The sequence below is a fragment of the Faecalibacterium sp. I3-3-89 genome (assembly GCF_023347275.1).
GTDB lineage: Bacteria > Bacillota > Clostridia > Oscillospirales > Ruminococcaceae > Faecalibacterium > Faecalibacterium butyricigenerans.
On the sequence record NZ_CP094468.1, the window covers coordinates 1,162,714 to 1,176,110 of the forward strand.

9 protein-coding genes are annotated in these 13,397 nt (G+C 63.5%); 8 read left to right on the forward strand and 1 reads right to left on the reverse strand.

What is annotated here, in order from left to right:
• Nucleotides 1-8 precede the first annotated feature (8 nt).
• The 3 genes from MTP38_RS05420 to MTP38_RS05430 all read left to right on the forward strand — a co-directional run bounded on the left by MTP38_RS05420 (nucleotide 9) and on the right by MTP38_RS05430 (nucleotide 4,326).
• The gene (locus MTP38_RS05420) at nucleotides 9-1,493 is read left to right on the forward strand and encodes a transglutaminase-like domain-containing protein (protein ID WP_249234501.1); all 1,485 of its coding nucleotides are present in this window, start codon (nucleotides 9-11) and stop codon (nucleotides 1,491-1,493) included.
• Nucleotides 1,494-2,843: a DNA recombination protein RmuC gene (gene rmuC / locus MTP38_RS05425; protein ID WP_249234502.1), complete on the forward strand. Its 1,350-nt coding sequence runs from the start codon at nucleotides 1,494-1,496 to the stop codon at nucleotides 2,841-2,843.
• Between the two features lie 301 nt (nucleotides 2,844-3,144).
• Nucleotides 3,145-4,326 carry an FprA family A-type flavoprotein gene (locus MTP38_RS05430; protein ID WP_249234503.1) on the forward strand — a complete coding sequence of 394 codons (1,182 nt, stop codon included), beginning with the start codon at nucleotides 3,145-3,147 and terminating at the stop codon, nucleotides 4,324-4,326.
• 267 nt (nucleotides 4,327-4,593) lie between these two features.
• On the opposite strand, the gene MTP38_RS05435 is transcribed toward MTP38_RS05430, so the two are convergent.
• The gene (locus MTP38_RS05435; RefSeq protein ID WP_249234504.1) at nucleotides 4,594-4,791 is read right to left on the reverse strand and encodes a hypothetical protein; all 198 of its coding nucleotides are present in this window, start codon (nucleotides 4,789-4,791) and stop codon (nucleotides 4,594-4,596) included.
• Nucleotides 4,792-5,661: 870 nt separating this feature from the next.
• On the opposite strand from MTP38_RS05435, the gene pheS reads away from it, so the two are divergent.
• The 5 genes from pheS to rpoD all read left to right on the forward strand — a co-directional run bounded on the left by pheS (nucleotide 5,662) and on the right by rpoD (nucleotide 13,036).
• Entirely contained in the window at nucleotides 5,662-6,684 is a 1,023-nt protein-coding gene (gene pheS, locus MTP38_RS05440) for a phenylalanine--tRNA ligase subunit alpha (RefSeq protein WP_249234505.1), read from the forward strand.
• Between the two features lie 18 nt (nucleotides 6,685-6,702).
• The gene (pheT, locus tag MTP38_RS05445; RefSeq protein WP_249234506.1) at nucleotides 6,703-9,114 is read left to right on the forward strand and encodes a phenylalanine--tRNA ligase subunit beta; all 2,412 of its coding nucleotides are present in this window, start codon (nucleotides 6,703-6,705) and stop codon (nucleotides 9,112-9,114) included.
• A gap of 108 nt (nucleotides 9,115-9,222) precedes the next feature.
• Complete coding sequence (locus tag MTP38_RS05450) at nucleotides 9,223-9,843, forward strand: IMPACT family protein (RefSeq protein WP_227620042.1); 621 nt, start codon at nucleotides 9,223-9,225, stop codon at nucleotides 9,841-9,843.
• 298 nt (nucleotides 9,844-10,141) lie between these two features.
• On the forward strand, nucleotides 10,142-11,920 hold the full coding sequence (gene dnaG, locus MTP38_RS05455; RefSeq protein WP_249234507.1) for a DNA primase: 1,779 nt from the start codon (nucleotides 10,142-10,144) through the stop codon (nucleotides 11,918-11,920).
• A gap of 36 nt (nucleotides 11,921-11,956) precedes the next feature.
• The gene (gene rpoD / locus MTP38_RS05460; protein ID WP_227620040.1) at nucleotides 11,957-13,036 is read left to right on the forward strand and encodes an RNA polymerase sigma factor RpoD; all 1,080 of its coding nucleotides are present in this window, start codon (nucleotides 11,957-11,959) and stop codon (nucleotides 13,034-13,036) included.
• Nucleotides 13,037-13,397 lie beyond the last annotated feature (361 nt).

Below are 13,397 nucleotides of genomic sequence, written 5' to 3' on the forward strand. Positions count from 1 at the left end.
GAAAGGATATGTACGATTTGAATGAATGCATCCGCAGCCTGAACGTGGGCCTGCCCGACGACATCGCCCGGCTGAAGGCAGCCGGATACTACAAGGAGGCCATCGCCCGCATCGACCGGCTGCTGGCCGAGGACTGGGCGAAGACCCAGAACAGCCCCGCCACCAACGGCAGCGCTGCGCCGGAGGGATACGTTCCGCCCGAGAACCCCACGCCCCACGGCGTGGACGCCCTGCGGGAGGCGCTGACCGTCCAGAAGGAGATCATGCGCCGTCTGCCCGGGGAATACTGCTGGACGGAGGCCGAGGCCATCGCCCGGATGCAGGAGCGGGTGAAAGGGTTCACGGCGGAGGAGTTCCGCGCCCTCGACTGGGAGGGCCGGATGGACTGGCGGTTCGTGGAGGGAGAAAAGCGGTATCAGGAGCGGTTCGCCGAGACCCTGCTGGCCACCCACGCCGACCTCGCCGCCCGGAAAAAGACCCCGGACGCCCCCAGCAATAAGAACGAGGAGCGTCACCGCCTCTGCGAAAAGATGATGCAGGAGGGGAGCGCCAGCGCCGACATCACCCTCCGCACCAGCATCCGGATGTCGGACGAGGCCTTCGCCGCCGCGCTGGAAAAGGCGAGAGCCGAGGGCCGGGATACCGTCCATGTCCGGGCGTGGCTGGCCCTGCCTGCCGCCTGCCCGTCCCAGAGCCATATCACGCTGGACGCCTTCACCGAGACGCCCGGCCATATCGCCGCCGAGGACGCGCCCCAGCGCACCGTGTACTGGGAGGCCGACCTTGCCGAGAACCGCACCTTCGGCGCGGAGTACAGCTACCGCGAAACGGCGGTCTACGCCGACCCGCTCTCCTTCACGCCCGACCCGGAGCAGCCGGACTTCTACACCGGCGAGGAAGCGCCCCACATCGTCTTTACGCCCTATCTGCGGGCGTTGGCGGCCCAGCTCACCGAGGGCGTCACCAGCCCGGCGGAGAAGGCGAAGCGCATCTACGATTACGTCACCCTGAACGTCCGGTATCACTTCCAGCCCTCTTATTTCGTCCATGAGTCCATCGCCGAGAACTGCGCCCGCAGCCGCCGGGGCGACTGCGGCATCATGGCCCTCACCTTCATCACCCTCTGCCGCATCGCGGGCATCCCGGCCCGCTGGGAGAGCGGCCTTGCGGTGGCCCCGAGGGATGCAGGCTGCCACGACTGGGCACGGTTCTACATCGCGCCCAAGGGCTGGATGTACGCCGACTGCTCCTATGGTTCCTCCATGGCACGCCGGGGCGATGAGATGCTCCGCCGCCACTATTTCGGCAGTCTGGACACAGGCCGGATGGTGGCCAACAGCGCCTTCGAGGCCCCCTTCGACCCGCCGATGACGGGCTTCCGCAGCGACCCCTACGACAACCAGAGCGGGGAGATGGAGGCCGACGGCGTGGGCCTTGCCGGGGAGGAAAGGGTCACCACCAAAGAAGTTTTGAGATTTGAGGAAGTAAAGTAAATGGAATATCTTGCGTTCGTGTACACCCTGCTGCTCGTCGCCATCTGTCTGATGATGGCGGTGCTGCTGGCTCGCACCAGCCGCCTGCTGAAGGAGCCGAAGGACGACGAGGCCCTGAAGAGCTGGCTGGAACAGCAGCTTGCCGCACAGGCCAAGGACTTCAGCGCCCGGCAGGATGCCGTGGCCCAGCAGAACTACGCCGCCATCCGCAGCGTCAGCGAGACGCTCCAGACCGCCGTGCAGGGGATGAGCACCACGCTGGGGCAGGGGCAGGACAGCCAGCAGCGCATCCTTGAGCAGCGGCTGCGCAGCCTCGAGCAGGCCAACACCCAGCAGATGGAGCAGCTGCGTCAGGCCGTCACCCAGAGCATGGCGACGCTTCAGGCCGAGAACGCCCGCAAGCTGGATGAGATCCGCCACACGGTGGACGAGCAGCTTCAGGACGCCCTGCAGAAGCGGGTCACCGAGAGCTTCAAGGCCGTCAACCAGCAGCTCGAGCAGGTGTACAAGGGTCTGGGCGAGATGCAGTCCCTTGCCGCCGATGTGGGCGGCCTGAAGCAGGTGCTTTCGGGCGTCAAGACCCGCGGCATCCTCGGCGAGATCCAGCTGGGGGCCATCCTCGAGGAGATTCTGGCCCCCGAGCAGTACGACACCAATGTCGCCACCATCCCGGGCAGCACCCAGCGGGTGGAATACGCCATCAAGATGCCGGGCGCGGACGGCGGCAGCGTCTGGCTCCCCATCGACTCCAAGTTCCCCGGCGACACCTACGGCCACCTGCAGGACGCCTACGCCTCCGGCGACGCACAGGCCGTGGAGAACGCCCGCCACGCGCTGGAAATGGTCCTCCGCAGCGAGGCAAAGGACATCCGGGAAAAGTACGTCGAGCCGCCCTATACCACGGCCTTCGGCATCCTGTTCCTGCCCTTTGAGGGCCTGTATGCCGAAGTGGTGAACGCCGGGCTGCTGGAGGTCTTGCAGCGGGATTATCAGGTCAACGTGGCAGGCCCCAGCACCATGGCGGCCCTGCTGAACAGCTTACAGATGGGCTTCAAGACCCTCGCCATCCAGAAGCGCTCGGGCGAGGTGTGGCAGCTGCTGGGCGCAGTGAAGACCGAGTTCGACAAGTTCGGGCAGGGCCTCACCAAGATGCAGCAGCGCCTGCGCCAGACCGACGAGGAGCTGGACAAGCTCATCGGCGTCCGCAGCCGCGCCATCAGCCGGAAGCTGCGCAGCGTCCAGAGCCTCGATGAGGCCAGCGCCAGCGCCCTCCTCGAGATCGACGACATGAACGAGCTGCCGGGTGCGCTCTCCGAGACAGGCGGGGTATCTGACCAAGTTGGAAATTAACGGCGGTGCATCGCCGAAAATCGAACTTGGCCAAGGAGACCAACTTCGACGGAGGTGACCAAGTTGGAACTTGGCCAGCAAAGGCAAGTTGGCCAAACTGACCAAGTTCAAATATATAACATATATACGTTATTATATTGGAACTTGGTCTTATATTCCACAGGAGTAGAGCCTCGGCCTGCTGCCCGGCCTGATAAATAGTTGACGAAGGGGGCAGGCTGTGCTATACTAAGAAAGATTCTTGAAAAATACTGCCGACTGCGGTATGTCATACACAAAACAGCAGAGAGGAAATGTGCTTATGAGCGTAAAGAATATCAGCAGCGCCATCCTTGGCGTGGGTGTGGACGATACCACCATTGACCTGTTCGAGAGCCAGTACCCGGTGCCCACCGGCGTCAGCTACAACTCCTATATCATCCGGGACGAGAAGACCGCCATCCTCGACACGGTGGACGTACGTGCCACCGACGAGTGGATGGCAAACGTCACCGAGGCGCTGGCAGGGGAGAAGCCCGCCTACCTCGTCGTCCACCACATGGAGCCGGACCACGGCGCAAATGTGGCCCGCCTCGCTGCCCTCTACCCCGAGATGCAGGTGGTGGGCAACGCCAAGACCTTCCAGTATATGGAGCAGTTCTTCGGCCCGGAGGCCATCGCCAAGGAGCGCCGCGTCGTCGTGAAGGACGGCGAGAGCCTCTCGCTGGGCGCACACACCCTCACCTTCGTCTTTGCGCCGATGGTCCACTGGCCCGAGGTCATGGTGAGCTATGAGTCCACCGAGAAGGTCCTCTTCTCCGCCGACGGCTTCGGCCGCTTCGGCGCTGTGGCAAAGTTCGACGAGAAAGCCGACTGGGCCAGCGAGGCCCGCCGCTACTACCTGAACATCGTGGGCAAGTACGGCCCGCAGGTGCAGGCCCTGCTGAAAAAGGCCGCTGCGCTGGACATCGCCACCATCTGCCCGCTGCACGGCCCTGTCCTCACCGGCGACCTCAGCAAATACCTGAACTACTATGATCTGTGGTCCAGCTACAGGGCCGAGGAGCCGGAGAAGATCCTGGTAGCCAGCGCCTCCATCCACGGCCACACCCGCGCCGCCGCCCACACTCTGGCCGACAAGCTCCGGGCCAAGGGGGCGAAGGTGGTGGAGATCGACCTGACCCGGGTCGATGTCTCCTACGCCGTCACGGAGGCCTTCCGCTGCGGCAAGACCGTGCTGGCCTGCGCCACCTACGACGGCTTCCTCTTCCCGCCGATGGAGAACCTGCTGACCCACCTGAAGACCAAGGCCTTCCAGAGCCGCACCATCGCCCTGATGGAGAACGGCACTTGGGCACCCATGGCCGCAAAGCTCATGCGCGCCGAGCTGGAGGGCATGAAGAACATCACCGTCTGTGACACCGTCGTCACCCTCCGCTCTGCCTCCAACCCCGCCGCCGAGGCGCAGATGGATGCGCTGGCGGAGGAGCTGCTGGCGAAGTAAGTAAAAGATTGCGAACATGAGAAAATCCCCCACAAATGTGGGGGATTTTCTTGTTTTCTGTCAGCGTTTATGATACACTGGTGCTGCCGCTGGAAAGCGGCGGGGCACTGTACATACGGCAGGCGGTTTGGTCTCTCACTTCCGAAAGGAGGTGAGAAGATGCCGATTACTTTGACGTTCCATGTCTTTGGACTTACGTTCACGATTCGGATCAAAAAGTAAAACCGCCACCTCTGCCAAGGTGACGGTTTTCAAAAAGCCAAATCCTTAGAAAGAGGCCAAACCGTTTGTCACAGTGCCTTTTCTATGGATATTATAGCGCATTGCCGGGCGGCTGTCAAGGAACCCGGCAGTGCGTTTTTTATCAAGAAGTGCGCGGCTTTCTGCCAAGAGTCGCCACACAGCGATAAGCAGGCTCTTTGCCAGAGCGATACCATCGCTGCGCCCGCGCTTTGTGGTCAGCATCCTTGCCCTCTCAGTCATCGCTTTGCGATGCCACAGCCCGGGTTGCGGCACCCAGCGTCTGCTACGCTGTCGCTTGCATCCTGCTGGCCGCTGCCCCAACAGCTCCTCCCTGTTTCCGCCACTGGCGGCGGTCGTCGCCGTTGCCCCAGAGGGGGAGCCACTGGCGTGCCGGGCCACTTTTCGCTGGACGCATAAGGCCCGACAGGGCGCAAAAGAGCGGGCCTCGCTTACGGGGGCCGCGGCTTCTGGACAAGAGCACCTCGTCAAGCTGCTGTGAATCCAGACCGCAGGGCACTACTGTTTCCGGATAGAAGAAACTTTGCTCGTCCCGCGTGGGCCTGACCGGTACGCCAGTGCCTCTCCCCATGGGAGAGGTGTCACCAAAGGTGACGGAGAGGGCCTGCCTCTGCCAGCAAAAAAATCCCCCAGCAAAACGCAAGAAAAAAGCGGATATTCCTCGAAATCTGCCTGCGCCGCTTGCAAACCGGCCCGAAATGTGGTAAGATGATTCATGGTTATTTGATGACCACGACCTGAATACTCCAAACGCAGCGACGGAGAGAGTAGGCGGGCGCACCGCAGCAAAGAGAGAGGCTTCACCGGCTGAGAGGGCTTCCGTGCGGGCGCTGGCTGAAGTTCGCTCCCGAGCGGCTGGCCTGAACCTTGCAGTAGGGCCGGACGGTGCGCCCCGTTACGGCGTTTTGAGCGCCGCACGGCTCCCGAGTGGGCCGGGCGGAAACCGGGTGGTACCGCGGAGCTGTAAATTTTTGAAGCTTCGTCCCTTTTGCCGGGCCTTACGAGAGGCCCCGGCAGGGGACGGAGCTTTTTTGCTGTCCGCTGAACAACACGAATGAGAAGGAGAGAACATCCATGCAAGCAATGATCGACGAGCTGGCAAAGCAGGCGGAAGAGAGCCTCGGTCAGGTCTCTTCCAAGGAGACGCTGGCAACTTTCTGGCAGGAATATCTGAGCAAGAACGGCAAGATCCCCGCCCTGATGAAGAATCTGCGCTCGGTCGCCCCCGAGGAGCGTCCGGCCATGGGCAAGATCATCAACGAACTGAAGGCCAAGGTGCAGGTGGAGTATGACGCCGCCGCCGAGCAGGTCAAACAGGCTGAGCTTGCCGCCCGCAACGCCGCTGAGACGGTGGACATCACCCTGCCCGCCAAGACCCGCGCCGTGGGCGGTCTGCACCCGTTGACCCTCGTGACCAACCAGATCATCGACGTCTTCTCGGGCATGGGCTTTGCGGTGGCAGACGCCCCCGAGATCGAGGACGACGACCACAACTTCACCCGTCTGAACGTCCCGAAGGACCACCCCGCCCGCGATATGCAGGACACCTTCTACCTGTCCGACGAGTTCCTGCTCCGCACCCAGACCTCCGGCGGCCAGATCCGCACCATGGACAGCCAGAAGCCGCCCATCAAGGTGCTCATCCCGGGCCGCGTCTTCCGCTCCGACTCCGACGCAACCCACAGCCCCATGTTCCATCAGATGGAGGGTCTGGTGGTGGATAAGGGCATCACGCTGGGCGACCTGCAGGGCGCGCTGAACACCTTCGTGCAGAAGCTGTTCGGTGCCGACACCCGCACCCGCCTGCGCCCCTCCTACTTCCCCTTCACTGAGCCGAGCGTCGAGGTGGACGTGAGCTGCTTCGAGTGCCACGGCAAGGGCTGCCCCCTGTGCAAGCACACCGGCTGGATCGAGGTGCTGGGCGGCGGCGTCGTCAACCGCAAGGTGCTGGAGAACTGCAACATCGACCCGGACGTGTACTCGGGCTTTGCCTTCGGCATCGGCATCGAGCGCATCGCCATGCTGAAGTACGGCATCAACAACATCGGCCTGATGTTTGAGAACAACCTGCAGTTCCTCAAGCAGTTCCACGAATAAGAGGGGAGAGAGCAAACAATGAAAGTACCTTTCAGTTGGTTAAAAGAACTCGTCGATATTGACGTTACCGCACAGGAGCTTGAAGAGAAGCTCTTCTCCTGCGGCTTTGAGGTCGAGGAGCTGATCCCGCTGGACGCCGGCATCAGCAAGGTGGTCGTGGGTAAGATCGTGGAGATGGAGCCTCAGGAGGGCACCCATCTGACCAAGTGCGTCGTGGACTGCGGCAGCTACGGCCACGACATCCGCATCAGCACCGGCGCTTCGAACATGAAGCTGGGCGACTGTGTGCCCGCCGCGCTGGACGGCTCCACCCTGCCCGGCGGCATCAAGATCAAGGCCCGCAAGATGCAGGGCGTCGAGTCCAACGGAATGCTCTGCTCCGGCGAGGAGCTGGGCCTGAACGACGACCTGTTCCCGGGCTCTGAGGTCTACGGCCTGCTCATCCTGCCCGAGGACTCCGTCCCCGGCACCGACATCGCCCCCGTGGTGGGTCTGGATGACTACATCTTCGACATCTCCATCACCGCCAACCGACCCGATTGCCAGTCGGTGCTGGGCATCGCCCGCGAGGTGTCCGCCATCCTCGGCAAGCCCCTGCACATGCCGGCCATGGACTACAAGGCCGTCTGCGACGCCGACGCGCCGGTGAGCGTGAAGGTGGAGGCCCCCGACCTCTGCCCCCGCTACATGGCACACTACGTCCGCAACATCCGGATGGGCGAGTCTCCCCGCTGGATGAAGCGCCATCTGGCCCTCTGCGGCCTGCGCTCCATCAGCAACGTGGTGGACATCACCAACCACACCCTGCTGGAGATGGGCCAGCCCATGCACGCCTTCGACCTGAATAAGGTGGCGGGCCGCAGCATCACCGTCCGCCGCGCTGCGGAGGGCGAGAAGATCACCACCCTCGACGAGAAGGAGTTCACCCTGAACCCCAACAATCTGGTCATCTGCGACGCCGAGAAGCCGGTGGCGCTGGCCGGCATCATGGGCGGCGCAAACTCCGGCATGGACGACGCCACCACCAGCCTGCTCTTCGAGTGCGCGACCTTCGCCCGCGACTCGGTCCGCAAGACCAGCCGCGCTCTGGGCCAGAACAGCGACTCCTCCGCCCGCTACGAGAAGGGCGTGGACCGTCACTCCCCCGAGATGGGCCTTGCCCGCGCTCTGCACCTCATTCAGGAGCTGGACTGCGGCGACATCACCACGCTGGAATACGACCTGACCGATGGCCGCCCGCTGGAGCGCAGGCACATCGTCACCACCCCGGCCAAGATCTGCGGCGTGCTGGGCATCACCGTGCCCGACCAGACCATGATCGACATCCTCGAGCGCCTCGAGTTCACCGTGGATGTGCAGGCCGACGGCAGCTGGGACGTCTCGGCACCGCTCTACCGCGAGGATGTGGAGAGCTTCCCCGATCTGGCCGAGGAGGTCATCCGCGAGTACGGCTATGACCACATCGTGCCCACCTTCCTGAACACTGCCTCCGTCACCAACGGCGGCCTGAACTACGACCAGAAGCAGCAGCTCAAGACCAAGCGGCTGCTGGCGGCACAGGGCTTCTATGAGGCCTCCACGCTGGCATTCTACTCCAACGCCGAGTTCGATATGCTCCATATCCCGGAGGACGACGAGGCCCGCAAGGCCATCCGCATCCTGAACCCCATCAGCGAGAATCTGTCCGTCATGCGCACCCTGCTGGCCCCCTCCATGCTGAACGTCATCGTGGACAACCTGAAGAAGGGCAACGCCGAGGGCCGTCTGTTTGAGATGGCACCGGTCTACCTCGCCAAGGAGCTGCCCATTCAGGAGCATCCCCACGAGCGTCAGACCCTCTGCCTCGGCGCGTTCGGCCCGGCGGAGGACTTCTTCACCGTCAAGGGCGCTCTGGAGGCGCTGGCCGCAGGCTTCGACCTGACCTTCACCTACCAGCGGGAGACCACCAGCTGGCTCCACCCCGGCATCAGCGCCGCCGTCTACTGCAACGGCAAGCGTCTGGGCGTCTTTGGCAAGCTGGCCAACGAGATCAACGCTGAGCTGGAGATCGCCAAGGAGCAGAAGGACAGCCAGAACATCTATCTGGGCGAGCTGGACTACGAGGCCCTGATGTCCTGCGTCGAGGGCGGGCTGCGCTACAAGCCCCTCAGCCCCTACGCCGCCGTCAAGCGCGATCTGGCGCTGGTCTGCGACGAGGCTGTGGCCTGCGGCGACATCGAGGAGGCCATCAAAAAGGCCAGCCCCCTCATCACCGAGGTCAAGCTGTTCGATATTTACCGGGGCGCGAACCTCGGCGAGGGCAAGAAGAGCATGGCCTTCTCCCTGACCCTGTCCGACCCCGCTGCCGAAGTCTCCGCCGAGCAGGTGGAGCGCACCGTCAAGAAGGTGCTGGGCAACCTGAAGTTCAAGCTGGGCATCGAGATCCGCTGAACCTGATATGAAAAATGAGTCCGTCTGTGCCGCTGGCACAGGCGGGCTTTTTCTTTGGGGCGGTTTATGCTATACTTATCTCATTGATGAAAAGCAGGAGGAACCAGCGTGGAGGATTACCGCACCATCCGAGGCACGGCCATCGGAGAATACGAAGAGAAGAAGAGCCGCTTCATCGCGCAGCTCTCCTTTGCAGACAGCGAGGAAAAGGCCGTGGCCTTTCTGGAGCAGGTGCGTGCGGCCAACCGCACTGCCCGCCACAACGTCTATGCCTACCGTCTGCGGGAGGGCAGCCGGGAGCGCTACTCCGACGACGGCGAACCGGCCAAGACGGCGGGGACGCCTGCGCTGGAGGTCTTGCAGCACAGCGGCCTGACCGACCTCATCGTGGTCGTCACCCGGTACTTCGGCGGTGTGCTGCTGGGCACAGGGGGCCTCGTCCGGGCCTACACCACAGCCACCGCCCGGGCGCTGGAAGCCGCCGAGGTGGTCACAGTGCGCAGCGTGGTGGCGCTGGAGGTGACGGTGGACTACGGGCTTTATGAGCGGGCCGACCTCCTCATCCGGGCGGCAGGGGGCAAGCTGGCCGAGCCGGAGTTCACCGACCGGGTCACCCTCCGCTGGCAGATGCCGGAACACACCGAGGGGCCGCTGCTCACCCAGCTGCAGGAGCTGACACGGGGCACGGCCAATGTCACCGTGAGCGCACCGTTTTATGCGGCGTTCTGAGGGGGCATGCCGCTGCCAAAGAACGAAAAACAGCAGCAACCGGCGAAAGAGGCCAAAATACCAAAAATTCCCAGCAAACCCATCGAAACATTTTTTGAACGAAGAGTCATGGATTTTCCCCCTTCGACAGCGCAAATCGGTTACAATAGCCGCAGACGCGGCACTGGGATCGGCCGCGCACGGAGAGGAGGGGGAACGAGAGAAACAGAAGCGGCAGATCTGCCGTCCGCACCTTCGAGGACGTCTTTGTGCCCCGCAGGCGGCACGTTTTGGAGAAAAAGGAGCGCCGAACATCGTTATGATCCCACACGAATATATTGAAGAGCTGACCCGCCGCACCGACATCGTGGAGCTGGTGGGCAATTATGTCCAGCTCAAACGGAAGGGCCGGCTCTACGGCGGGCTGTGCCCCTTCCACAGCGAGAAGACCCCCTCGTTCTACGTCTACCCGGACACCCAGAGCTTCTACTGCTTTGGCTGCGGCGCGGGCGGCGACGCGGTAAGCTTTACCAAGAGGATCAACAGCATCGACTACATCGAGGCCGTCAAGCTGCTGGCCCAGCGGGCCGGGATGCCCGAACCCACCGAGGACGACAAAACGGGCCGTCTGCGCAGCCGCATCCTGACCATGAACAAGGACGCGGCCCGCTTCTTCCACGCCTGCCTCAACTCCACGGTGGAGGAGGCCCGGCAGGCCCGGGCCTACTGGCGGCGGCGCGGCCTCGACGACAAGACCATCAACCGCTTCGGGCTGGGCTATGCCCCCGACGACGGGCAGGCGCTCTACCAGTACCTCCGGGATAAGGGGTACAACCAGCAGGAGCTGGACGCCAGCGGCCTGTTCAAGCGCAGCCAGTCGGGCCGCATCTACTGCCTGTTCTGGCGGCGGGTCATGACCCCCATCTTCGACCTGCGGGGCAACATCATCGCCTTCGGCGGCCGGGTGCTGGATGACTCCAAGCCCAAATACGTCAACAGCCCCGAAACGCTGGTCTACCACAAGTCGGACACGGTGTTTGCGCTCCAGATCGCCAAGCGGAGCGCCTCCCGCAGGTATGTCCTCTGTGAGGGCTACATGGACGTCATCTCCATGCATCAGGCGGGCATCGACACCGCCGTCTGCGCCTGCGGCACGGCCCTGACGCCCGATCAGGTCAAGCTCATCAGCCAGTACGCCGAGGAGGTCATCCTCAGCTACGACTCCGATGAGGCGGGCCAGAAGGCCACCCTCCGCTCGCTGGAGCTGTTCTGCAACAGCCCGGTGCGGGTGGGCGTCTTACAGATCCCGGGGGCGAAGGACCCGGACGAGTACATCAAGAAATACGGTGCCGACCGCTTCAAGGCCCTGCTGGACGGCGTGGGCAACGCGCTGGACTTCCGGATGAAGCGGCTGCGGGACCAGTACGACCTCAAGCAGGACGCCCAGCGCCTCGAGTACGTCAAGGAGGCCGTGGAGATGCTGGCCCAGCGCTCCAACCCCACCGAGCAGGAGGTCTACGCAGGCCGTCTGGCCGAGGAGACCAACATCTCCAAGACCGCCATCATGGCCCAGCTGGCCGACGCCGTGAAAAGGGCCGGCAGCAAGCGCCGCTGGGAGCGGAGCCGCGCCCGTCTGCGGGAGGGCGAGATGGACCAGATCAAGGTGCCCTACGGCGCAGGCCGGGGCGCACTGGGGATGGCCAGCGCCGAACAGCGGCTTCTGGCCGCCATGCTGCGGGAGCCGGGCTACATCGACAAGGTGAGTGCCCGGCTCAGGCCGGAGCAGTTTTTGCAGCCCCAGCAGAAGGAGCTGTACGAGGCCATGCTCCGCTGCAGGGAGCAGGGGGTGGACGTGAGCCTCGCCACCCTGCGGGCCTTCGTCAGCGAGGAGGCCCTGAATGAATTGAGCCGTCTTGCGGCACAATACAGCGATGTGAACTGTACGCCGGAGGACATCCAGCTCTATCTGGAACGCATCGCCCGGGGCACCCCCGTGGCCAGCCGCGCCGCCAGTATGTCAACCAACGATATTGAACAGTATCTCCAGTCGATGCGGGAACAAAAGCAGGGAACTGCTGACGCAGAAGATTCGGTCTGATCTCTCCACCGGCTGGGGCCGGAAGGAGAAGAGCAGATGCAGAAAATGTCACAGACGGAAGAAATGGCAAAACTGCTGGCGGGACGCGCCCGCCGCCATGTCCTGACGCCCGAGCAGGTGAGCCGTGCGATGGAGGAACAGGACTTCGACCCGGCAGGGCTGGACGAGCTGTATGCCGCACTGGAGACGCGGGGCGTGCAGGTGGCTGAGGAGGAGACAGAGCTGCCGCTTCTGGACGAAGAGCAGATCGGCAGGCTCGAGGATGAGCTTTCTGCCGAGGGGGTGGCGCTGGACGACCCGGTAAAGACCTATCTGAAGGAGATCGGCCGGGTGCCCCTGCTGGCCGCGGAGGAGGAGGCTGCCCTTGCCCGTGCCGCGCAGGCCGGGGACGAGGACGCCCGCCGCCGTCTCAGCGAAGCGAACCTCCGCCTCGTGGTCTCGGTGGCAAAGCGGTACGCCGGGCGGGGCCTGCCCTTCCTCGACCTCATTCAGGAGGGGAACCTCGGCCTGATGAAGGCGGCGGAGAAGTTCGAGCCGGACCGGGGCTTCAAGTTTTCCACCTACGCCACATGGTGGATCCGGCAGTCCATCACCCGGGCCATCGCCGATCAGGGCCGCACCATCCGCATCCCGGTGCATCTGGTGGAGAGCATCAACCGGGTGAAGAAGACGGCGGGGGAGCTGCTGCGCCGCACAGGCCGGGAGCCGACCGTGGAGGAGATCGCCGCCCAGCTGGACATGGAGGCGGCCCGGGTGCGGGAGCTGCTGCAGCTGTCGCAGGACCCCATCAGCCTCGAAACGCCGGTGGGGGAGGAGGAGGACGCCCACCTTGAGGACTTCATCCGGGACGATGAGGCGGGCATCCCCGCCGACGAGGCCGGGCGGCAGCTGCTCCGCCGGGAGCTGATGACGGTGCTCAAGAGCCTCACGCCCCGGGAGGAGCGGGTCATCGCCCTTCGCTTCGGCCTTGAGGATGGCCGCGCCCGGACGCTGGAAGAGCTGGGCCGGGAGTTCAACGTCACCCGCGAGCGGGTGCGCCAGATCGAAGCCAAGGCCCTGCGCAAGCTGCGCCACCCCAGCCGGGCCAAGCGCCTGCGGGATTATCTGGACGAGTAGAGCAGGATGCAAGAGCAAATGGTGACAAAATGCACAAGGGTGTTTTTGTCTGGAACGTAAAAAACAAAAAAATCAACCCCAAAATCGCGCAAAGCGTACACGCACCCGGGCGTCCCATAAAAGAGGGCGCTCGGGAATTTTTTTGCCTCAAAACGGAAAAATGGCTTGACAACAGGGGTTTCAGGGTGTATACTGCATTAGTATCACATAATGGCCTAGTGCGCCAAAAAGGGAGTTTGTGCAGTGCGAGCCGGACGGGTCTCACCGAAAAGTTTGTGCAAAACGCCGGACTTCTGCGCGCGGTGCAGGCCGAATTATGTGTGTCTGCTCAAATTCGACCTGCATTTTGCAACATCCGTAG

Coding starts and splice junctions, on each gene's coding strand:
- MTP38_RS05420 (WP_249234501.1), top strand. CDS start 9: ATGTACGATTTGAATGAATGCATCCGCAGCCTGAACGTGGGCCTGCCC.
- rmuC (WP_249234502.1), top strand. CDS start 1,494: ATGGAATATCTTGCGTTCGTGTACACCCTGCTGCTCGTCGCCATCTGT.
- MTP38_RS05430 (WP_249234503.1), top strand. CDS start 3,145: ATGAGCGTAAAGAATATCAGCAGCGCCATCCTTGGCGTGGGTGTGGAC.
- MTP38_RS05435 (WP_249234504.1), bottom strand. CDS start 4,791: ATGCTGACCACAAAGCGCGGGCGCAGCGATGGTATCGCTCTGGCAAAG.
- pheS (WP_249234505.1), top strand. CDS start 5,662: ATGCAAGCAATGATCGACGAGCTGGCAAAGCAGGCGGAAGAGAGCCTC.
- pheT (WP_249234506.1), top strand. CDS start 6,703: ATGAAAGTACCTTTCAGTTGGTTAAAAGAACTCGTCGATATTGACGTT.
- dnaG (WP_249234507.1), top strand. CDS start 10,142: ATGATCCCACACGAATATATTGAAGAGCTGACCCGCCGCACCGACATC.
- rpoD (WP_227620040.1), top strand. CDS start 11,957: ATGCAGAAAATGTCACAGACGGAAGAAATGGCAAAACTGCTGGCGGGA.